The sequence below is a fragment of the Pseudoflavonifractor sp. AF19-9AC genome, assembly GCF_003478995.1.
Taxonomy (GTDB): domain Bacteria; phylum Bacillota; class Clostridia; order Oscillospirales; family Oscillospiraceae; genus Lawsonibacter.
In genome coordinates this window covers 1-20,387 of the sequence record NZ_QUGI01000013.1, presented here as the reverse complement: position 1 = coordinate 20,387, position 20,387 = coordinate 1, and the positions used below count along the sequence as shown (strand labels likewise).

Genomic DNA, 20,387 nt, shown 5'->3' with positions numbered 1-20,387 from the left:
CTTTTTCAGTTCTGTTTTCTCCATAATTACCTCCACAAAATACAGATTTATTGTATTCCCGTGCATGTTTAACCCGGAAAACACTGCCGCGGGAAATGGGGGACAAATCAGTTCATGCCAGAATTTCAGAGAGAGCAGTCCACCAGCAGGTGCAAATGTCCCTGCTTTAGTACATTATAGCGATAACATGGTGCTTGTCAAGAACGGACAAACAAAGCGGAAGCGTTGAAGTAGGTTATTTTTAATGCGAAAAAACGGAGTTATAATCGATATTTATTAAGAAAAAATGGATAAAACCTAAAAAAACAAAAAATACATTTTTTTTGGAACATTTCCGCAGGCCCATAAACGAGAAAAGATGCACCGGACGATGGCTGGGTTCTCATAAAGTAGATTTTGGCGTACTTTCACAATCGGAAGCTGGTAAAGGGGCATTTCTCTTCTTGACTTTGCCGAAAAAACTTCTTAAGATGGGGGTGAAATCAGACGGTACTGGGCAGCACTTTGGGCGTTGGAGGCAACCTGAGGCCGCCGGGGACAGGAGAGAGACCGGGCGGCAGTGCAGCGAGTGCGTCGGGAACCCACAAGGGAGAGGTGTGCAGGCTTATGAACTCAGAGCGGAAATGGTATCACATTCTGTATCCCATATCGGCTTATGTGCTGTGGGGATCTCTGTTTGCGGTGACCAAATATACGTCAGGGAAGCTGTCAATCCCGGTTTTGGCCTTTTCCCGTTCTTTGGTCGCCTGCATTGCACTGTATGCCATTGTGCTGTATAAAAAGCAGCCGTTGGTAAAAATTCAGCCGGGGGACAAGAAATACTTTATTGCAGCCGGACTGATGGGATATTATTTCAACACTGTGTTCAATATGGCAGGGGTGAAGTATGCCGGTGCCACGCTGAGCAGCTTTATTACCATCATCAACCCCTTCACCATCAGCATTCTGGCCGCGCTGATTCTGAAGGAAAAACTGACCTGGTGGAAGTTGCTGTGCATTGCCCTGGCCATTGGAGGCGTATTGGTTACCAGCCAGTCCTATGTGTATGCCGAGGGAGCGGCGCTGGGCATTTTCCTGATTTTATGTTCCGTGATAAACTGGAGCTTTGCTTCGGTCTATATCCGCCTGATTTCCGGGCGGTATGATGCACTGATCATTACGCTGTACGGAATGGTGTTCAGCATGGCCCTCCATGTGCCGACCGTGGTGATTGATCAGATTTTCTTCAGCGATCTGGTGCTGGATGTGCCTTTGGTGTTGTGCCTCGTCTATATGGGCGTGGTGGGAACCGCGCTGACCATGCTGCTGTGGAACAAGAGCCTGTCTGTATTTGAAGCCAGTACCTGTTCTCTGTTTTTCCCCATCCAGTCTTTTGTTGCGGCGTTTCTGGGAGCGCTGCTGTTTCAGGAAGAGATTCGGCCGGTCTATTATGTGGGAGTGGTCATGTGTACCACCAGCATTATCTTGAACTTTGTCTTCTCCAACCGAAGCACTACACCACGGCTACCTACCCGGTGAGAAGGGGAAAGCCGAACAGGGCTGTGTAGAGGAAGAAAAACTGCGGCTGGAGGCTGGGACGCAAGTGTTCCGGCAAACCGGACAAAGCGCCAGAGGGCTTTGTGCTCTTTTTATGAAAAAAGCGATAAGCGGTTGACAAAATTTGATAGCTTTGTTACTCTGTACTTGTTTCGGTGTGCTGTGATAAAGAGAGAAAGTCTTGGCCGGAGAGTCCGTCCGACACTCCGGCGATACAAGAAGTGAATTTGGTCAGCAGAACGCACGACGCTCCTGGCCTGACGTAATATGACAGTTTACATGAAGGGGGAACTACAAGAATGAAAGTTGTCGTGATTGGCGGAGTAGCAGGTGGTGCATCTGCGGCAGCCCGAATCCGCAGACTGGATGAGGAAGCGGAGATCATCATGCTGGAGCGCGGTGATTACGTATCGTTTTCCAACTGCAGTCTGCCCTATTACCTGAGCGGGACCGTTGCCAGCAGCAGCGCCCTGATTATGATGACGCCCCAGGCATTTTTGTCCCGGCACAACATTCAGGTTCGCGTCAACAGTGAAGCCATTGAGATCCTGCGGGACGAGAAGTGCGTGGTCGTGCAGGAGAAGGACGGCAAGACTTACAAGGAGAGCTATGATAAGCTGGTTCTGGCGCCCGGTGCCAACCCGGTGGTGCCCAGAAGCATCCAGGGCGCGGGGAACAAGAACGTATTTACCGTGCGCAATGTGGATGACATCTGCCGTCTGAAGGAGTATGTGGACACCACCGGAGCCAAGAATCTGGTTGTGGCCGGCGGCGGCTTTGTGGGCATTGAAATTGCAGAGAATTTTGTGGACGCCGGACTGAACGTCAGCCTGGTGGAGGGTGCCGACCAGATTATGGGGCCCTTTGACTACGATATGGTCCAGATTCTCCACAAGGAGATGATGGATAAGGGCATTAAACTCTACCTGTCCAGCATGGTCACGGCCATCACCGAGACCAGCGTGAAGGCCAAAAAGGGCGAGCAGGAGCTGGAGATTCCGGCCGATGCTGTGGTGCTGTCCATTGGCGTGGCGCCTGAGACCACTCTGGCTGTGAAGGCGGGGCTGGAGGTCGGCGCCAGACGGGGCATTAAGGTCAACCACAACTACCAGACCAATGATCCCGATATCTACGCAGTGGGCGACGCGGTGGAGACCTTTGGCCGTATGAACCGCCAGTACGGTATTCTGGCTCTGGCGGGTCCTGCTCAGCGGGAAGCCCGGGCCGCGGCGGATCATATCTGCGGAAAGTATCATAACAACAAGGGCTATATCGGCTCCTCCTGCCTGCGGGTCTTTGAGCAGAACGCGGCCTGCACCGGCATGAATGAGAAGATGGCCAAGCAGGCCGGAATCCCCTATGACATTGCTTATGTGCTGCCTCCCGACAAGGTGGGCATCATGCCCGACAGCCACTACATGGCCTTCAAGCTGATCTTTGAGGTGCCCACGGGCCGTATCCTGGGTGCGCAGGCCATCGGCAAGGGCGATGTGACCCGCCGGATTGACGTGATTGCCACCATGATCACCATGGGCGGAACGCTGGAGGACCTGAAGGAGCTGGAGCTCTGCTATTCCCCCGTCTACGGCACGGCCAAGGACGTGGTGAATATGGCCGCTCTGGTGGGCTTGAATGTCCTCTACGATCGGATTCGCCAGGTCCATGTGGACCAGGTGCGCGGTCTGGTGGAGAGCGGCGCCTATATCATTGATGTCCGGGAGAAGAATGAGTATGAGGCTGGCCATCTGAAGAATGCCATCAACATTCCTCTTTCCGAGTTCCGCGGCCGGATCAACGAAGTTCCCAAGGATATCCCGGTGTACCTCCACTGCCGCACGGGCCAGCGCAGCTACTATGCTCTGTGCCAGCTGTTGGGCAACGGCTACCGCAACGCCTACAACGTCAGCGGCTCCTTCCTGGGCATTTCCCTGTACGAGTACTTCAATGACCAGGCTGAAGGCAGAGAGCCCATCGTGACCGCCTACAACTTCAAGTAAAGGTGGCAGGGCCACTTCTGGACGGTGTTCCAAGAGGCTGGCTGATCTCATCCCCCTGAGAAGAATAAAATGAAGTGATAAAAACCCCACCCGGAACCAGGCCGCAGAGCGGCTCGGTTCCGGGTGGGGTTTGTTTCATATGCGGATGGTATGCCGGTAAAAGAACCGGACAAAGAAATTACTGCTTGACGCTGGGGTCCATCAGGAACCCGCCGGCGGCCGCAGCAGCGGTGAGCAAGGACAGCAGGCAGCCCAGCACGGCGCCGGAGGTCAGGTCGTAGCCGGCGGACTCGCAGGAAGCCATGGAGGCGCCCAGCAGCATGTAGATGAGCAGGGCCACAACGCCCAGAATCACGGAGTGCAGATAGCGCTTCTTGTTTTTGCACGTGATACCGTTTTTCAGCACCAGCAGGCCCACAAGCATAGGCAGCAGGCAGACTACGGTGTTGAGGATCACCGTACCTCCGTCGGCCAGACCCATGTCGGCCATATCAAAGGTAAAGGAGATATAGCTCAAGGCGGTCATCTTTTTGGGGAGCACGGAGCTCAGCAGCCAGCCTGCGCCGGACAGCTTGGCGTAGGACAGAAAGAAGAATCCCAGCACGTGCAGTGCCCCAAACACACAAAGGGCAAAGCGGAAGATGCTCATGCCGGCCACTGTCTTATTTTGCAGAGAACCGGCGGAGAAGGAGGCGTGAGCGATGGGGCTGGCCGCCGCAGGGGATGAAGTGGGCTGGCCGCAGTAGGGGCACACGTTGGCATCATCGGAGATCTGCTTTCCACAATTTTCGCAATACATCATTTGTTTTCCCTCTTCCTTTTTTGTTTTGTCATTCACCTTGGGACGGAGGACCGCGCCAAAGGGATTGCTTACAGTTATTAAGTAACAAAACAAGCCCTGTCGGTTTTATCCCGTCCAAAAATTCTTGAAAAAATTTTCGGTCCCCCCGTGGATGCCGGAGGGCAGCACGGGGGGACGGTCAGCGGGACAAAATGAACGCAACTGCACGGCAAAAAGAGGGGGAGAGGGGTTATCCGGCGGGATAGAGGGTGTCGTAATCCACCGTGTGGGTTTTCAGATAGTCCAGCCACTGCTCGCAGTAGGCCTTGGTCAGGTGGACGCCGTCCCGGCTGGCATCCTCCGGGAGCTGGCCGTCCGGGCCGGTGAAGGCAGGATTCAGGTCCAGGAAGACCACCTGCTTTTCCTCGGCCGCCTGCTTCATAAGGTCGTTGTACACCAACAGGTGTTCGTTTGTTAAGTAGCTGGCGCCGCCGGTTGCAGCAATAACGGACTCGTTGAGGGGAATGAGACCCTGGATGTAAATGACGGCGTTGGGCTGGCAGGCACGGATGGCGTCGATGGCCCGGCAGTAGGCCTCGTAGAAGCCCTGGTCATCGTAGTAGCCCAGCTCGTTGACGCCCAAGGACAGGTAAACCTTGCCGTACTGCTTGCGGCCCAGTGCCTCCAGAGCGGTGTAGCTCTGACCGTCAATGGTGATGGCCTTCTTGGACTCCAGCTTGAAGATGGACAGGCCGTTGGAGGTGAGGTTCTCGCCGCAGCCAATGCCGCTGTAGATGAGGAAGCCGTCGGTGCGGGAGTCACCGATGAAGGCGGCGTCCTGGAAATAGGAGTTATCTACGGGGTCACTCTCCGGCGCCGGGCTGGAGAAATCGTAGGGGGTAGCGGGAGACTCCGGCTCAGAGACATCAGGCTGCTGGGGAGCAGAGGAGTCAGAGGAGCTGCTGCCGTCCTCGGGCAGAGAGGCGGAACCGGAGGAATCCGGTGCCGAGGTAGTGGACGAAGAAGCGCCTTGGGACGAGGAGCTGCCCTTGTCCTCCTGATGGGCGGATGCGTTGCACCCGGACAGAGACAGCAGGCAGGCCAGAAGACCGGCCAGGGCGCAGCAAAGGACGATGTTTTTTCTCTTTCTCATGGTATGATTCCTCCAAGTGATATGCTAGGGTCGGTAGAGCAGCTGCTCGTAGAGCTGCGGGGACAAAAGGGTGAATTCCGGACTGCCGGTGCTGCCGGGGCCAACCTCATACTTGTCAAAGGGGATGACCAGATGCCCCTGGCTGTCAAAGTAGAAGTCCTGCTCCGGATCAATGGCATCAAAGTAGTAGGTGCCCAGCTGGCTGGTATCCTTCAGCCAGTATACCTCTCTGGAGTCCTGCTCCATCCGGGTGTGCATCTGCTCCTTCAGTTCGCTGCTGATGGCGGTGACATAGTCAAAGTCCTCCGGGAACAGATCGGACAGGGTCTTTCGCTGGCCGGTTTGTACGTCGATGTGGTAGTGCTGTTCCTGGTGGTTGCCGGAGGCCATGACCCGGTCAGAGTTGATGCGCAGGGTGAACCAGCGGTCGGTGTTGGTGACTACTTCCCAGGTCACGTCCAGGTTGAAATAGCCGTCGGCGTTGGATTCCCGTTCAAACTCCGCGATGAGCTGGTCGGCATATTGCCGGATTTCCTCGTTGATTTGCTGAGCGCCGGAGCTGTCTCCCTCACCCACAATCTGGGGAATGGAGACGGAGGCGTGGTCCCCGCCCTCGCCGCCGGAATAGGTGCGGAAGGTGACCGCCTGGAACAGGGAACCCACCACGGGAAGCTGGCCCAGGGCTGTGGCCATGGCGGCGTTGGAATTGGGGAGAATCACCAGCGCCAGCACCGCCGCGGCGGAAACCACGCTGACAAAGGGCCTCCAGCGCCGGCGCCGCCGGGGTGGGTGAACGGACAGCTGAAACAGGGTGTCCTCCACCCGGCGGGAGAAGCTCTGAGAGGGTGTGGGGGGATGCTCCAGCGCTCTTCGGCGCAGCTCTTCGTCCAGATTCATTGGGATACCTCCAATTGCTCTCGCAGACGCTTGCGCGCCCGGGAGAGCCGTGTCTTCACATTTGCCTCGGAAATGCCAAGAATGTCCCCGGTTTCCCGGGCGCTGAAGCCCTCGTAGTAGTACAAAACCACCACCGAGCGCAGCTGTTCGCTTAAATCACATACCGCCTGCCACAGCTCCTCGCTGGAGCTGGAGGGAGAGGGCGCCTCCTGCTCCGGCAGGGAGTCAAAGGGGACCACCTGTTTGCGCTGCCGCAGAATGGCGTAGCACTGGTGGGTCAGGATGCGCAGCAGCCACGGCCGGAACCGGCTTCGGTCCCGCAGGGTGGACAGCTTCTGATACGCAATCAAAATGGCATCCTGGGCGGCATCAGCCGCATCCTCCTCACTGCACAAAATGCTCATGGCCAGGCGATACATGCCTGCTTGGCAATCTTGAATCTGCTGGGTAAACCACTGCACATCTTCCAAAATTGAAATCGCTCCGTTTCCCGGCGCCTCCGGCCGAACCATATCCGATTGTCTTCCTGCCTGTATTGCCCGTGGATGCGCAGCTCTATTCTATAAGAGGGCAAAAAGACGGAAAAGGTGACAACCGAAAAAATTTTTTTATTTGGGCGGGAACATGTCCCAATGTGTCTGAGTGGATTATACACGAAATTGGTTGACAAAGGCAGTCCTTAACGTGAAAAACATGGAATTTTGGCCGGCGTGGCCGGGATCTGGAAATTAAGAGTGACAAAGGGACCCCGAACCCGTTATACTAAAACCTGAGAAAAGGCCGCCTGGCCAGCGGACGGCGGGGAAGGGGAGGCAATTCATGAGCCAGGAAACGACATACAGGCATTCAAGCCATCCGGACAAACCGGGCACAGGGGGAAAGAAGCGTTCCACCCGGCGGCACCGGGTGCTGCGGAGGATGCGTCTCAATGTGGCGGTTTTTGCGGCGCTGCTGATTCTGTCCGCCATGGGAATGGGGCTGGTGCGCTGGGCCCTGCTGGAGAGCGCCCAGTACACCGGAACCGCGCTCTCCCGGAGCTATGCCGCCGAGGAGCTGAGCAATCTGACGGTCTACGAGACGCTGCTCTCCTTCGGCGCTGTCTCGGTGGAGCAGATGCTGGAAGAGGGGAGCGGCGCCCAACGGCTGTCGGCCTGGATGGAGATCTATGTTCAGCATCTGGAAACGGTGCTGGGCAGCGGCGTGGTGGACCCCTATCTGGTTCTGGAGGGAGGGGTGGTCGTCGCCGCCAACCCCTGGGAGGGGGACGCGGATTACGACGTCCGGTCCACGCCGTGGTATCAGAGCGCCCTGGAGGGGGACGGCGCGGTGATCTTCACCAACGTCTATACCGACGCCATTTACAACCGGCCGGTGATCACCGCGGCCCAGCTGTGCGGCGGGAGCGGCGCGGTGCTGGCCTTTGACGTGTTCCCGGAGAATCTCCGCTTCCGCCTGGAGGCGCCGGGGCTGTCCCGGACGGGCTCCTTTTTCCTGTGTGACCGCCAGGGTAAGCTGATCTACAAACAGACGGCAATGGAGTGGAGCGATGAGCAGGTGCAGAGCTATCTGGATACGCTCATTGACTGCATTAACGCCGGACAGTTGGAGGACAGTGACGACACCGTCACAGACCTGGACGGGGTGGAGCGCACGGTGTACTATACCTGGATGGAAAACGGCTGGCTGTCCATTGTCACTGTTCCTTACAGCGAGGTGCTGGAAGGATTTGGACGCGTGACGGTGGCGTTCTCCCTGATTATGGGGGCCTTTTTGCTGGTGCTGGGGGTACTGACCTGGCGGGATGTGCGGGTGAGCACCCGTATGGAGCGCACCAATGAGACGGTGCGGGTGCTTGGAAATTCCTACTACGCCCTCTATCGGGTGGATTACGGCCAGAGCAGCTACGAGATGATCAAGGGCTCGGACTATGTGCGGGGCCGCATTCCGCCCACCGGCGGCTACGAGGAGCTGCTCCACACCATCGGTGAGGTCATTGAGCCGGAGGCCTACGAGGAGTTTGTGGAAAACTTTTCCCCCGAGAACATCCGCCAGCTGGTGGCCCGCCGGGTGCGGGACTTCGGCGGAGATTTCCGGCGCCGCTTCGGCGAGACCTATCGCTGGGTCAACGTCCGGGTGTTGTTTGACGAATCCCTGGCGCCGGGGGAGGTGGTGCTGTGCTTCCGGGAGGTGGAGGAGGAAAAGCAGCGGCAGCTCCAGGAGCACAAGCTGCTCCAGGACACCCTGGAGGTGGCCCAGAAGAACGAGGCCGCCAAGCAGACCTTCTTCAGCAGCATGTCCCACGACATGCGCACCCCCCTCAACGCCATCATCGGCCTGTCTGAGCTGGCCGGGCAGAATGCCCGGGGCATGCCCAGGGTACAGGAGTATCTGGACAAAATCCGGGTATCCAGCCGGCAGCTGCTGGGGCTCATCAACGACATTCTGGACATGTCCCGCATGGAGCAGGGACAGGTGACGCTGAACAACAGCCGGCTGGATCTCCGGGCCTGCGTGGAGGAGTGCGCCGAGCCCTTCCGGGTGCAGGCCCAGACCGAGGGCAAGACCCTGGAGCTGTCCTTTGACCTGAGGCAGGTGTGGGTGGAGGCGGACGGCTTCCGCATCCAGCAGATTCTCAATAACCTCCTCTCCAACGCCTTCAAATTTACAGAGCGGGGGGACCGCGTTGCCCTGGAGGTCCGGCAGATGGACCAGGGGGAATATGCCAAGTACCAGTTTGTGGTGGCGGACACGGGCATCGGCATGTCGCCGGAGTTCCTGCCCCACCTGTTTGAAACGTACAGCCGGGAGCTGCGCTTCTCCGCCAAGCGGGCGGCGGGCACCGGCCTGGGCATGCCCATCACCAAGAACCTGGTGGCCCAGATGAACGGGGAAATCACCGTGAACAGCCGCCCCGGGGAGGGCAGTACCTTCACGGTGGTGCTGCCCTTCGCCCGGGCGGAGCAGGAGGAGGAGCACCAGCCCGCCAAGCCGGCGGCGGAGACCGTCAGCCTGGAGGGACGGCACGTCCTGTTGGCGGAGGACAACGAGATCAACATGGAGCTGGCCACGGAGATTCTGTCCATGAACGGGGTGAAGGTCACCCAGGCCTGGAACGGTCGGGAGGCGGTGGAACAGTTTCAGGCGTCGGAGCCCTTTGCCTTTGACGCCATTTTAATGGACATGCAGATGCCCGAGATGGACGGCTGTGAGGCGGCCCGGCGCATCCGGGCCATGCACCGGCCGGACGCCGGGCAGGTGCCCATTCTGGCGGTGACGGCCAACGCCTTTGCCGAGGATATTGCGGCCACCACGGCGGCGGGGATGAACGCTCACATCTCCAAGCCCATCGACTTTGCCCTGCTGTGCCGCACCCTGTCCTCCCTGATGGACAAACATTAATTAAAGGAACCCCAGCCCGGCTGCGGGAGCGCAGCGGGGGACTCCGGTTCGCGGTCGGCCCGTGAACAGACCAAATGGTTGGAAGAAAACGTACATCCTTGGAAGAGGTGAATTGTGGTGGGATACTTCCCCTTTTTTATTCAGCTGGAGAACGCCCCCGGCCTCATCGTGGGGGGCGGGACGGTGGCCCTGCGCAAGGCGGAGAAGCTGCTGCCCTACGGCCCCAGGCTGACGGTGGTGGCCCCGGAGATTGGTCCCGAGCTGGCCGCCCTGCCCTCCCTCACCCTGGTCCGCCGTCCCTTCCGGGAGGAGGACGTGGAGGGGATGGCCTTTGTCATCGCCGCCTCGGGGGACCGGGCCCTCAACCACCAGGTGGCCGGGCTGTGCCGGGAGAAGGGCATCCCCGTCAACGTGGTGGATGACAAGGAGGCCTGCTCCTTCCTGTTTCCCGCCCTGGTGAAGCGGGGGGAGCTGTCTGTGGGCATCTCCACCGGGGGGAGCAGCCCCACTGCCGCCATCTGGCTGAAGGAGCAGATTGCCGCCCTGCTGCCGGAGGGGCTGGAGGCCATTCTGGCCTGGCTGGAGGAGCAGCGGCCCATGCTCAAGGCCCGCTGGCCGGAGGAGCGGGACCGGGCCCGGGGCTTTTCCGCCCTCTTTTCTGCCTGCCTGGGATTGGGACGGCCACTCACAGTGGAAGAGCGGGAAGAATGCTTAAAGGAGGCAGAACCATGCCGGTAGGAGAAGTGTATCTGGTGGGGGCGGGCTGCGGCCGGGCGGACCTTATCACGGTGCGGGGGCTGCGGCTGCTGGAGCGCTGTGACGCGGTGGTCTACGACGACCTTATTGACCCCGCCCTGCTGGAGTATGTCCCGGCGGGGGCAAGGACCCTCTACATGGGCAAGCGCAGCGGCCACCACTCGGCCCCCCAGGAGGAGATTGCCGCCGCCCTCATCGCCCTGGCCCAGGAGGGGCTGACGGTGGTGCGCCTCAAGGGGGGCGACCCCTTTGTCTTCGGCCGGGGCGGGGAGGAGATGCTGGCCCTGAAGGAGGCGGGCATCCCCTGCGAGGAGGTGCCCGGCATCTCCTCTGCCATTGCCATTCCCGCCGCCGCAGGCATCCCGGTGACCCACCGGAGGCTGAGCCGGTCCTTCCACGTCATCACCGGCCACACCGCCGATACCTCCGACGGCCTGCCCCGGAATCTGGAGGAGCTGGCCAAGTTGGAGGGTACCCTGGTCTTCCTCATGGGCCTGGGACGGCTGGAGGCCATCGCCCGGCGGCTCATGGAGGGGGAACGGAGGGGAGATACCCCCGCCGCCGTCCTCTCCGGGGGCAATTCCCTCCATCCCGCCGTCGTCCGGGGCACCCTGGAGACCATTGCCCAACGGGCGGCCGGGGTGCGGCCCCCCGCCGTCATTGTGGTGGGAGAGACCGCCGCGCTGGATCTGAGCCCCACGGTATTTCGTCCCCTGTCCGGGGTGCGGGTGGGAATCACCGGCACGGAGCAGGTGGCCGGGCGGCTGAAACGAGCTCTGGAGGAGCTGGGGGCCTTCTGCCTGCGGCTGGAGCGGCCGGAGGTGGAGCGGCTGGACTGGCCGCTGGAGATGCTGGACGGACCGGGGAGCCGGTGGCTGGTCTTTACCAGTGCCAACGGGGTGCGGGCCTTCTTCCGCCGTCTGCGGGAGGCCCGCCGGGATGTGCGTACTCTGGGCCGGTGCTCCGTTGCGGTCATCGGCCGGGCCACCGGAGCGGCCCTGGAGCACCACGGCATCCAGCCTGATTTGTGCCCGGCGGAGCAGACCAGCCGGGGGCTGGCCCAGGCCCTCATCAAAGCGGCCCGGCCGGGGGAGGAGATGGTGCTTCTCCGCTCAGAGCAGGGGAGCCGGGAGCTGCCCCGGATGCTGGAGGAGGCGGGGCTCCCCGTGCGGGACGTGGCCACCTACCGGGTGACAGAGGGGGCGTGCCCCGCCGCCCTGCCGCCCCTGGACTGCCTCACCTTTGCCAGCGCAGGCGGGGTGGAACGGTTTTTGGAGCGGTACGGAGGGGTGCCCGAGGGCTGTCCCTGTGTGTGCATCGGGGAGGTGACCGCTGCCGCCCTGGAGGGGAGAACCGCCGGAAAAGTGGCGGTGGCCCGGGATATCTCCGTGGAGGGACTGGCCCAGGCTGTCCTGGAGCTGCTGGGCAGAGTATAATGAAAAAGAGGTCCGGAGACATTCTCAGTCTCCGGACCTCTTTTTATTGGTAGTAGTAGCGCCAGCCGTCCTCCGTCTCCACCCGGCGAAGGGTGATGGAGAACACCTGGTCCAGAATGCCGCTCTGGTAGAGCTCCTCCGGGGTGCCCACGCCCTGGAGCCGGCCCCCGTCCAGAACCGCCAGCCGATGGGCAAACCGCATGGCCAGGCACAAATCGTGGAGAACGGCCACCACCGCCTTGCCCTCCGAGGCCAGAAGACGGGCGGTGACCATCACCTCCTGCTGGTGGCCCACATCCAGGTAGGTGGTGGGCTCGTCCAGCAGCACCGTCCCCGTGTCCTGGGCCAGGGCCATGGCCAGATACACCTTTTGCCGCTGGCCGCCGGACAGCTGGGGCATGGGCCGCCGGGCCAGGTCCAGGGCGTCGGCCTGCTCCAGGGCCTTTTGGGCGATGGCGTGGTCCTCCGGGCGGTAGCGCCGGGGATAGGACAGGTAGGGGAAGCGGCCGTGGAGTACCATACGCCCGGCGGTGATGTTGGGTACCGGCCGGGACTGGGCCAGATAGGCTGCCCGCTGGGCCAGCTGCCGGGGGGAGAGGTCCTCCAACTTGTCCCCGTCCACCCGGATTTCACCCCCCAGCTTGGGGATGAGCCCCAGGGCGGTGCGCAGGAGGGTGCTCTTTCCGCTGCCGTTGGGCCCCACCAGGGCCAGCACCTGGCCCGGCGGGAAGGAGAGGGTGATGTCCTCCAGCACGGTGCGGCCGGGGTAGCCTGCCCGCAGATTGGTAAGCTCAATCACGGAAGCCGCCCTCCTCTCTGCCGCAGCAGCAGCCACAGGAAGAAGGGCCCGCCCCCCAGGGAGAGCACAATGCCCACGGGCAGCTCGTAGGGGGCAAAGAGAATGCGGGCCAGGGTATCGCACAGGGTGAGCAGCGCTCCGCCCCCCAGGGCGCAGGTGAGCAGCAGGGGGCGGCTCTCCTCTCCCACCAGACGGCGCATCATGTGGGGCACAATGAGGCCCACAAAGCCCAGAAGCCCCGCAAAGCTCACCGCCGCTCCCGCCAGAGCGGCTGCAATGGTGAGCAGGACCAGGCGGTAGCGCTTCACGGGCAGGCCCAGGCTCTGGGCGGTGTCGCTCCCAAGAGCCAGCACGTCCATCTCGTGGCTGAGGGAGAGGGCGGCAATGAGGGCCACCAGAATGAGCCAGAAGGCGGGCACCACCTTGGCCATGGTCAGGTTAGAAAATCCGCCGATGCGGAAGTCGGAGTAGCCGTTGAGGGCGTCGGGGAAGAAGGTGAGGATGGCGTCAATGCCCGCGCTGAACACGCTGGACACCGCCACCCCCGCCAATACCAGGGTGAGCCGGGAGGCTCCGGTGTGCCGGGCGATGGCCAGCACCAGCAGTACGCCGCCCAGGGCTCCGACAAAGGCCATCACCGGCACCCAGGCCGCCGCCGAGGGGGCCAGGGCACAGCACAGGGCCACCATCAGCCCGGCTCCGGAGTTGACCCCGATGATGTTGGGGGCGGCCAGGGGATTGGCCAGCACGCTCTGGATGATGGCGCCGGACACGGCCAGGGCCGCCCCCGCCAGCAGACAGCCCAGGGTGCGGGGCAGGCGGAAGTTCCGGACAATCTGGAAGGCGGTGTCGTCCCCTTTGCCGATGAGGGCGGTGAGTACCTCAGCCGGGGACAGAGACACCGGGCCCAGGGCCAGGCTGAATACCCCGGCCAGCAGCAGGCAGGCCAGCAGCCCCACTGCCACCCGCCGGTTACGCCGGCGCGTTGGCGCAGAGCAGGTCCGCAAGCTGTTCATAGGCATCCCCCCACCGTGCGTTTGGTTTCAGATTATAGAGCTGGTCGTCCAGCACGAAGAAGCGCCCCTCCTTCACCGCCGTCAGGCTCTGCCAGGCGGGGTTGGAGAGCAGGGTTTCATCCAGGGTGCGCTGGGCGTCCGTAGGATCCGAGCCCTGGAGAATGGCAAAGATGAAGTCGGGGTCTTGGTCCAGGATGACCTCCAGGCTCAGCTGCTCCAGCAGGCTTTCGCTGCTGTCGGCGATGTTGACGCAGCCCAGGTCGGCCAGCATCTCCCCCAGTACCGTGTCCTGGCTGTTTTTCACCTTGCAGCTGGAGCCGGTGGCCCGGACGTACAGTACTGTGGGACTGAGCCCGGCACATTTGGCCTTGGCCGCGTCCACCTGGTCCTGAAGGGCCTGGCCGTACTGCTCATAGCAGTCCGTCCGGCCGGTGAGCCGGGTGCAGATGTCCAGCATGTTTAAGTAGTCCTGGAAGCTGGATACCTTGAAGTAGGCCACCGTCAGCCCCATGCCCTCCAGAGTGTCCAGCAGGGCCACCTGGGCGTCAGTATTGCTGCTGGCGATGACCAGGTCGGGCTTGGACTGGAGCAGGAGCTCCACATTGGGCTCCTTTACCGCCCCCAGGTTAGCCACATCCTCCCCCAGCCCCAGGTCGAAGCTGGTCCAGGTGTCGTCCGCCGCGGCCACCAGGGCGTCCTTACCCCCCGCCAGGCACCAGAGGTCGGCAAAGCTGCCGATGAGGCAGGCCACCCGCTCTGGCTTCGACAGAGAAACCGTACGGCCCAGATCGTCGGTGAAGGTGATCAGCTCACTTTCACCGGAAGCAGAAGCGGAAGAAGGGGAGGAGGAGCTGGTTCCCGCTGGGGCGCAGCCGGACAGAACCAGGGCGCAGATCAGCACCAGAGAAAAAATACGTTTCATGCAGACCTCCAACGAGATGCTTGCCGCCGCCGGGAAAGAGGGGCGGTTTGGTGTTCCCTATTTTATCATAACCGGGAGCCGGACACCAGAAAAACAGACCCGGAACAAAAAAGCCGGGACAGGCGCGTGCCTGTCCCGGCAAATAAGATGAGAGTTACTCGGCGGAAATCATATAGTAGTACACGGGCTGACCGCCGGGCAGGAGGCTGACCTCCGCATTGGGGCAGGCGGCGGCGAAGAGCTTTTCGGCCTGCTGGGCCTGCTCCTCGGTGACGTCCTGGCCGTAGAAGATGGAGATGAACTCCGCCTCCTGGTGGCTGTCCGAGTGAGCCAGACGGTCCAGCAGAGTGTCCAGCTCCTGGTCGGTGCCGAAGAGCTGGCCCTCCTCCAGAGCCAGGTAGTCCCCCTGCTTGATGGCGAAGCCGCCGAAGTCGGAGTCACGGGCGGCGTAGGTAATCTCGCTGGTGCGCACCCGGCCGAAGGCCTCGTTCATGGCGGCGGTGTTATCCTCCTCGCTGGCGTCGGGATCCACCGCCAGCATGGCGGCGATGCCCTGGGGCACCGTCTTGGTGGGGATGATGACCACCTTTTTGTCCTCACACATGCGCTCACACTGCTGGGCGGCCATGATGATGTTCTTGTTGTTGGGCAGGACAAAGACAATCTCCGCCGGAGTGGCGTCAATCTCCTTCAGAATGTCCTCAGTGGAGGGGTTCATGGTCTGACCGCCGCCCACCAGGCCATCCACGCCCAGATCACGGAACACGGCCTCCAGGCCGGCGCCGGCGCACACGGCCACATAGCCAAACTTCTTCTCCGGCGCGGCCTTCACCGGGGCGGCAGGCTGCTGGCTCTGAGCGGCCTCCTCCAGAATCTCGGTGTGTTGCTCCCGCATGTTCTCGATCTTCACCTTCAGAAGGGCACCGTAGGTCAGCGCCTCCTGGAGGACCAGACCGGGATCGTTGGTGTGGACGTGGACCTTGATGATGTCGTCGTCGTCCACCAGCACCAGGCTGTCGCCCAGGTTGCTGCAGAAGCCCCGCAGCAGTTCCGGGTCCTTCTTGGTGTCCCGGGAGCAGATAAACTCAGTGCAGTAGCCGAACTTGATTTCCTCGGTGGAGAATACACCGAACTCCGCCTTGTCGGCGGGGGCCTTCTCCTCCTCCGAGGCCATCTCGGGCATGGGCAGGCCGCGCAGCTCGTCCAGCATGCCCTGGAGAATGACCAGGAAGCCCTTGCCGCCGGCATCCACCACTCCGGCCTTCTTCAGGACGGGATTCTGGTTGATGGTGTTGTCCAGGGCCTTATGGCCCTCCTCGATGGCGGCCTCCAGCACGGCCTCCAGATTGTCGTTTTCCCGGGCGCAGCCGGCAGCGCGGGCGGCGGCCAGGCGGGAGACGGTGAGGATGGTGCCCTCGGCGGGCTTCATAACGGCCTTGTAGGCGGCAGCCACACCGAAGTCCAGGGCGATAGCCAGATCCCGGCCGTCCATAATCTCCTTCTCCTTGATGGCCTTGGCAAAGCCGCGGAACAGCAGGGAGAGAATGACGCCGGAGTTGCCCCGGGCGCCCCGCAGCAGGGCGGATGCGGTTCCCTGGGCGGCCTGGCCCACGGAGTCATAGCGCTTGTTCTGCATATCAGGCACGGCGGCGCCAATGGTCAGAGACATGTTGGTGCCGGTGTCCCCATCGGGGACGGGGAAGACGTTCAGGTCGTTAATGGCCTGCTTTTGGGCGTTAATGGCGGCTGCCCCATGGACTACCATCCGCTGGAAGGCCGCCGCATCAATATTCTGAATCATAGTCGGCAATATTCCTTTCTCCGAATGGTTAGAAGCGCATGGAATCCACACACACATCCACAGAGGCCACTTCCACGCCGGTGGTCTTGCTGACCACATAGCGCACCTCGCTCATGATAGAGCGGCACACGGCCATCAGGTTGACGCCGTTTTCCACGATGATGTGCAGCTCGATGGAGACGGTGCCGTCCTCGTTGTAATATACCTTGACGCCCTTAGCCATGGATTCCCGCTTGAGCAGGTGGACCAGACCGTCGGTCTTGGAGCGGACCGCCATACCTTTGACGCCGTAGCAGTTGGTGGCCGCACTGCCGGTGATGGCAGTGAACACATCGCTGCTGATGCGGATCTCGCCCAGATCGTTTTGCAGTTTCATAGGGCATTACCTTCCTTTCCCTCAGGATTAAGGGATTATACATGAATACACCCTACATTGTATTCGATTTTGGCCAAAAATACAAGCCCCAATTCCCACCTTCCCGGTCTGAGAGGCCGACGCAATCCGCCCTCCTTCGCCTGCCCCCTTTCGACGAGTATTTTCCAAAATATGGAATATAATGAGACGACATAAAATCCGCAAGGCGGCATTTACATCGGACAAGCAGACGGAGGAGACGGGCATGACAGCCAGAGAAACCATGAAACACAAGCTGACCAAGCTGGGTCGGCAGTCCGGGCAGGAGAGGCAGGTGCGCCTGTCCCTGTCCGCCGTAAGCCTGGGCGCGGAGACGGCCATTTACTTTCTGCTCTCCGCGGTGCTGGCGGGGGCGGAGCTGCCGGAGGACTGCGCCCCCTTTGGGGTGGCCATGGTGGCGGCGGCCGGGTCGGGGCTGCGGGGAGCGGGCGCCCTGCTGGGTAGCTGCTTTGGCTACTTGTGCATGCTGGGCTTTTCCCAGGGGCTGCGCCACGCCTCGGCGGCGGTGCTCACCTTTGCGGTGGCCTTCGCCTTTTATGACATCAAATGGTTCCGCCGGCCCTGGGTGATGCCGGTGCTGGGGGGCGCTTTCACCTTCTTCACGGGGTCGGTTCTGCTGGCCCAGAGCGGATGGGGGGCGGCGGAGACCAGCGCCCTCATTCTGGAGGGGCTGCTCACCGCGGGGACGGCCTGGTGCTACCGGGGCACCATGACGCCTCTGGGACAGAGCAGCGAGGCACGGCTGTGCGCCCCGGCGGGACGGCGGGGACTGCTGGTGCTGGTGTGCACCCTGCTCATGGCGCTGGAACCGGTGGAGCTGTGGGAGGGCATTTCCCTGGGGCGCACCCTGGCGGTGCTGGCGGTGCTGTGCGGAGCCTGGCAGGGGGGAATGGCCACAGGCGCGGTGGCCGGAGTGGTGCTGGGCAGCGGCATGGACTTGGTGGGGGGCGGTACCCCCATGTACGCCATGGTGCTGGGTATGTCCGGTCTGATGGCCGGGCTGTGCCGGGGGAGCCGGCGCTTCCGGGCCGCCCTGGTCTATGTACTGGCGGATGCCGGGGCGGTGCTGGCCACCTGGAATCGGGGCGTGCCCCTGGAAATCCTCTATGAGGTCTTTCTGGCCTCCATGGCCTTTCTGCTGCTGCCCCAGCGCTCCCTGCGGCGGCTGGGGGTGTGGCTGGCCCCCGACCCGGCGGGTCCCGCCGACGTGCGGGCACAGAAAATTGTCCAGGAGAAGCTGGAGGCCACCGCCCGGGCCTTCCGCACCCTGGGCGATTCCCTGAAAACCGCTTTCCGGCCGCCCCGGAACGACAACGATGTGTCGGTGGTCTTTGACCGGGCGGCGGGGCGGGTGTGCCGGGGCTGCTCCCTCATGGGGCGGTGCTGGAAGCAGGACTATACCACCACCTTCAACGCCCTCAACGACGCCACTCCTGCCATGGTGGAACGGGGGCGGGCGGAGGCTGGGGACTTTCCCCGGCACTTTGCCGACCGCTGCCTCCACTTTCCCGCCTTTCTGGAGGCGGTGAACCAGGAGCTCACCGCCCTCTTTTACCGGCGGCAGTATAACGCCCGGGTGCGGGAGAGCCGGGCGGCGGTGTGCCGGCAGTACGCCCAGCTGTCCGACCTGCTGGGGGCGGCGGCTGCGGAGCTGAGCCGGGAGCTGGTGCCCGACCCAGTGGGAGAGCGGCGGCTGCGGCAGAAGATTGCCGAGCTGGGCCTGGATGTGCGGGCAGCGGTGTTCCGGGACAGCCGGGGGATGGTGCGCATTGAGGCGGAGGGCCCCGGCTGCGCCGCCCTGGTGCGGGGCGGAAAGACAGCAGAATTGTCCGCCCTGTTGGGGGTGCCCCTGCGGCTGGAGCAGGAGGGGAAGGACAGCCTGTCCCTCCTCCAGGAGGAGCCCCTAATGGCGGTGGCCGGGGTGGCGGCCCGGAAGAAGAGCGGCGAGACGGTGAGCGGTGACGCGGGCACCTACTTCAAACGGGCCGACGGCAAGCTCTATGTGCTGCTGTGCGACGGCATGGGCAGCGGCCCGGAGGCCAACCGGGAGAGCACCCTGGCGGTGCGGCTGCTGGAGCAGCTCCTCCAAGCGGGGGTGGAGTCCAAGCAGGCCCTTACCACCCTGTCCTCCGCCCTGGCCCTGCGGGGAGAGGAGGCCGGAGGCTTTACCACCGTGGACCTGCTGGAGCTGGACCTGTTTACCGGGGAGGGGGAGCTCTACAAGCTGGGGGCCGCCCCCACCTACGTGAAGAAGAAGGAGGGGGTGCAGCGGCTGTCCGGCGCCTCCCTGCCTGCCGGGCTGGGGGAGGGGGACAGCGTGCCACTGGACCACTTCTCTCTGCGCCTGGCGCCGGGGGACAGCGTGCTTATGGTCAGCGACGGAGTGTGCGGCGGGGAGGAGGACGGCTGGGTGCGGGAGCGGCTGGCCGCCTTCGACGGGGCCAGCCCCAAGGACCTGGCCCGGGAGCTCATCACCGGCAGCCCCCAGCAGGCCACCGACGACAGCACCGCCCTGGTCATCCGCCTGGAAAAGCGAAGATAAAAGGAGAAGGAGCCCGCCAATGGCGGGCTCCTTTTTGGGTTAAAGAGCGTTTATTTGCCGTACATCCGGACCCGTAATCCATGTACGGAGGAGATTTAAAGCTGATTGGGCATGGACCAGGCGGTGTGGTCGGTGTGGAGCAGGTGCTCGGAGACCTCGCTGAGGGGCTCGCCCAAAAACTCCTGATACAGGGCCTGGACCTGGGGATTCTCGTGGGAGAAGCGCAGGGGAGCCTGACCGTCCAGCTGATAGAGCCGGTCGCCCCGGATGCCGCCCAGCTCCCGGTCCTCCTTGTCAATGGGCTGGCCGCCGCCGCCTACGCAGCCGCCGGGGCAGGCCATGACCTCCACAAAGTCGTAGTGGACCTTGTCCGCCAGAATGCGCTCCAGCAGCTTCCGGGTGTTGCCCAGACCGCTGACCACGGCGCAGCGCACCGGGGTGCCCGCCAGGTCGTAGGTGGCCTCCCGCAGGCCGGGGCCCTCCCGCAGCTGGGAGAAGGCGTCCGGGTCGGGGTTCTTCCCGGTGAGCAGGAAGGTGGCGGAACGCAGGGCGGCCTCCATCACGCCGCCGGTGGTACCGAAGATGACGCCGGCGCCGGTGGACACGCCCATAGGGTCGTCCAGGGCCTCCTCAGGGAGAAGAGAGGGGATAATCTTGTCGGCGCGCATCATGCGCACAAACTCCCGGGTGGTGAGCACCAGATCCACGTCGGGACCGTGCTCGGTGGCCATGGTGGGCAGCTCGCTCTCCGCCTTCTTGGCCACGCAGGGCATGATGGACACACAGAAGATCTTCTCCGGCTCCACCCCCAGCTTCTGAGCCAGCCAGCTCTTGGTCAGGCTGCCGAACATCTGCTGGGGACTCTTGGCGGTGGACAGCTGCTTGGTGAGCTGGGGATACTGGCCCTTGAGGAACCGCACCCAACCGGGGCAGCAGC

Annotated in this window: 16 protein-coding genes; 6 read left to right on the top strand and 10 right to left on the bottom strand. The window is 62.4% G+C overall.

Annotation, left to right across the window (positions count from 1 at the left end; genetic code table 11):
* The first annotated feature begins 606 nt into the window (after nucleotides 1–606).
* Together DWX58_RS15015 and DWX58_RS15010 are read left to right on the top strand one after the other, a co-directional pair.
* Nucleotides 607–1,518 (top strand): DMT family transporter, encoded by a 912-nt coding sequence (locus DWX58_RS15015; protein ID WP_118645403.1) that lies wholly within the window; start codon nucleotides 607–609, stop codon nucleotides 1,516–1,518.
* Between the two features lie 317 nt (nucleotides 1,519–1,835).
* Nucleotides 1,836–3,533 carry an FAD-dependent oxidoreductase gene (locus DWX58_RS15010; RefSeq protein ID WP_118645400.1) on the top strand — a complete coding sequence of 566 codons (1,698 nt, stop codon included), beginning with the start codon at nucleotides 1,836–1,838 and terminating at the stop codon, nucleotides 3,531–3,533.
* 178 nt (nucleotides 3,534–3,711) lie between these two features.
* Here the strand turns inward: DWX58_RS15010 and DWX58_RS15005 are convergent, their stop codons facing one another.
* The 4 genes from DWX58_RS15005 to DWX58_RS14990 all read right to left on the bottom strand — a co-directional run bounded on the left by DWX58_RS15005 (nucleotide 3,712) and on the right by DWX58_RS14990 (nucleotide 6,876).
* Nucleotides 3,712–4,335: a zinc ribbon domain-containing protein gene (locus tag DWX58_RS15005; protein ID WP_118645397.1), complete on the bottom strand. Its 624-nt coding sequence runs from the start codon at nucleotides 4,333–4,335 to the stop codon at nucleotides 3,712–3,714.
* A gap of 229 nt (nucleotides 4,336–4,564) precedes the next feature.
* The gene (locus DWX58_RS15000) at nucleotides 4,565–5,467 is read right to left on the bottom strand and encodes a GDSL-type esterase/lipase family protein (protein WP_118645394.1); all 903 of its coding nucleotides are present in this window, start codon (nucleotides 5,465–5,467) and stop codon (nucleotides 4,565–4,567) included.
* A gap of 24 nt (nucleotides 5,468–5,491) precedes the next feature.
* Nucleotides 5,492–6,364 carry a DUF3298 and DUF4163 domain-containing protein gene (locus DWX58_RS14995; RefSeq protein ID WP_118645391.1) on the bottom strand — a complete coding sequence of 291 codons (873 nt, stop codon included), beginning with the start codon at nucleotides 6,362–6,364 and terminating at the stop codon, nucleotides 5,492–5,494.
* Nucleotides 6,361–6,876 carry an RNA polymerase sigma factor gene (locus DWX58_RS14990; protein ID WP_118645388.1) on the bottom strand — a complete coding sequence of 172 codons (516 nt, stop codon included), beginning with the start codon at nucleotides 6,874–6,876 and terminating at the stop codon, nucleotides 6,361–6,363. Before DWX58_RS14990 ends, DWX58_RS14995 begins: the two co-directional genes overlap by 4 nt.
* 394 nt (nucleotides 6,877–7,270) lie before the next feature.
* Between DWX58_RS14990 and DWX58_RS14985 the strand changes: the two genes are divergently transcribed.
* From DWX58_RS14985 to cobA, 3 genes are all read left to right on the top strand, one after another.
* Complete coding sequence (locus tag DWX58_RS14985; RefSeq protein ID WP_199648877.1) at nucleotides 7,271–9,763, top strand: hybrid sensor histidine kinase/response regulator; 2,493 nt, start codon at nucleotides 7,271–7,273, stop codon at nucleotides 9,761–9,763.
* 114 nt (nucleotides 9,764–9,877) lie between these two features.
* Complete coding sequence (locus DWX58_RS15805; RefSeq protein WP_243093571.1) at nucleotides 9,878–10,501, top strand: bifunctional precorrin-2 dehydrogenase/sirohydrochlorin ferrochelatase; 624 nt, start codon at nucleotides 9,878–9,880, stop codon at nucleotides 10,499–10,501.
* On the top strand, nucleotides 10,492–11,955 hold the full coding sequence (gene cobA, locus DWX58_RS14980; protein WP_243093569.1) for a uroporphyrinogen-III C-methyltransferase: 1,464 nt from the start codon (nucleotides 10,492–10,494) through the stop codon (nucleotides 11,953–11,955). Before DWX58_RS15805 ends, cobA begins: the two co-directional genes overlap by 10 nt.
* Before the next feature lie 43 nt (nucleotides 11,956–11,998).
* Here cobA and DWX58_RS14975 read toward each other — a convergent pair whose 3' ends face one another.
* From DWX58_RS14975 to DWX58_RS14955, 5 genes are all read right to left on the bottom strand, one after another.
* The gene (locus DWX58_RS14975) at nucleotides 11,999–12,754 is read right to left on the bottom strand and encodes an ABC transporter ATP-binding protein (RefSeq protein WP_118645382.1); all 756 of its coding nucleotides are present in this window, start codon (nucleotides 12,752–12,754) and stop codon (nucleotides 11,999–12,001) included.
* On the bottom strand, nucleotides 12,751–13,770 hold the full coding sequence (locus DWX58_RS14970; protein WP_118645379.1) for an iron ABC transporter permease: 1,020 nt from the start codon (nucleotides 13,768–13,770) through the stop codon (nucleotides 12,751–12,753). Before DWX58_RS14970 ends, DWX58_RS14975 begins: the two co-directional genes overlap by 4 nt.
* Nucleotides 13,727–14,692: an ABC transporter substrate-binding protein gene (locus tag DWX58_RS14965; RefSeq protein ID WP_118645376.1), complete on the bottom strand. Its 966-nt coding sequence runs from the start codon at nucleotides 14,690–14,692 to the stop codon at nucleotides 13,727–13,729. The genes DWX58_RS14970 and DWX58_RS14965 overlap by 44 nt, the downstream gene beginning before the upstream one ends.
* Nucleotides 14,693–14,846: 154 nt before the next feature.
* The gene (locus DWX58_RS14960; RefSeq protein WP_118645373.1) at nucleotides 14,847–16,493 is read right to left on the bottom strand and encodes a DAK2 domain-containing protein; all 1,647 of its coding nucleotides are present in this window, start codon (nucleotides 16,491–16,493) and stop codon (nucleotides 14,847–14,849) included.
* Between the two features lie 28 nt (nucleotides 16,494–16,521).
* Nucleotides 16,522–16,869, bottom strand: a complete 348-nt coding sequence (locus DWX58_RS14955; protein ID WP_118645370.1) for an Asp23/Gls24 family envelope stress response protein — start codon at nucleotides 16,867–16,869, stop codon at nucleotides 16,522–16,524.
* A 181-nt stretch (nucleotides 16,870–17,050) separates the two neighbouring features.
* Between DWX58_RS14955 and DWX58_RS14950 the strand changes: the two genes are divergently transcribed.
* Complete coding sequence (locus tag DWX58_RS14950; protein ID WP_243093567.1) at nucleotides 17,051–19,450, top strand: SpoIIE family protein phosphatase; 2,400 nt, start codon at nucleotides 17,051–17,053, stop codon at nucleotides 19,448–19,450.
* A 95-nt stretch (nucleotides 19,451–19,545) separates the two neighbouring features.
* Here the strand turns inward: DWX58_RS14950 and DWX58_RS14945 are convergent.
* Nucleotides 19,546–20,387: [Fe-Fe] hydrogenase large subunit C-terminal domain-containing protein (locus DWX58_RS14945; RefSeq protein WP_199648875.1), on the bottom strand; the 842-nt coding region annotated here is incomplete at its 5' end.

Excerpts from the sequence above, each read along its gene's own strand:
- DWX58_RS14990 (WP_118645388.1), bottom strand. The coding sequence starts at position 6,876 with ATGGTTCGGCCGGAGGCGCCGGGAAACGGAGCGATTTCAATTTTGGAA.
- DWX58_RS15005 (WP_118645397.1), bottom strand. The coding sequence starts at position 4,335 with ATGATGTATTGCGAAAATTGTGGAAAGCAGATCTCCGATGATGCCAAC.
- DWX58_RS15010 (WP_118645400.1), top strand. The coding sequence starts at position 1,836 with ATGAAAGTTGTCGTGATTGGCGGAGTAGCAGGTGGTGCATCTGCGGCA.
- DWX58_RS14960 (WP_118645373.1), bottom strand. The coding sequence starts at position 16,493 with ATGATTCAGAATATTGATGCGGCGGCCTTCCAGCGGATGGTAGTCCAT.
- cobA (WP_243093569.1), top strand. The coding sequence starts at position 10,492 with ATGCCGGTAGGAGAAGTGTATCTGGTGGGGGCGGGCTGCGGCCGGGCG.
- DWX58_RS14955 (WP_118645370.1), bottom strand. The coding sequence starts at position 16,869 with ATGAAACTGCAAAACGATCTGGGCGAGATCCGCATCAGCAGCGATGTG.
- DWX58_RS15000 (WP_118645394.1), bottom strand. The coding sequence starts at position 5,467 with ATGAGAAAGAGAAAAAACATCGTCCTTTGCTGCGCCCTGGCCGGTCTT.
- DWX58_RS14995 (WP_118645391.1), bottom strand. The coding sequence starts at position 6,364 with ATGAATCTGGACGAAGAGCTGCGCCGAAGAGCGCTGGAGCATCCCCCC.
- DWX58_RS14970 (WP_118645379.1), bottom strand. The coding sequence starts at position 13,770 with ATGAACAGCTTGCGGACCTGCTCTGCGCCAACGCGCCGGCGTAACCGG.
- DWX58_RS14950 (WP_243093567.1), top strand. The coding sequence starts at position 17,051 with ATGAGACGACATAAAATCCGCAAGGCGGCATTTACATCGGACAAGCAG.
- DWX58_RS15015 (WP_118645403.1), top strand. The coding sequence starts at position 607 with ATGAACTCAGAGCGGAAATGGTATCACATTCTGTATCCCATATCGGCT.
- DWX58_RS14965 (WP_118645376.1), bottom strand. The coding sequence starts at position 14,692 with ATGAAACGTATTTTTTCTCTGGTGCTGATCTGCGCCCTGGTTCTGTCC.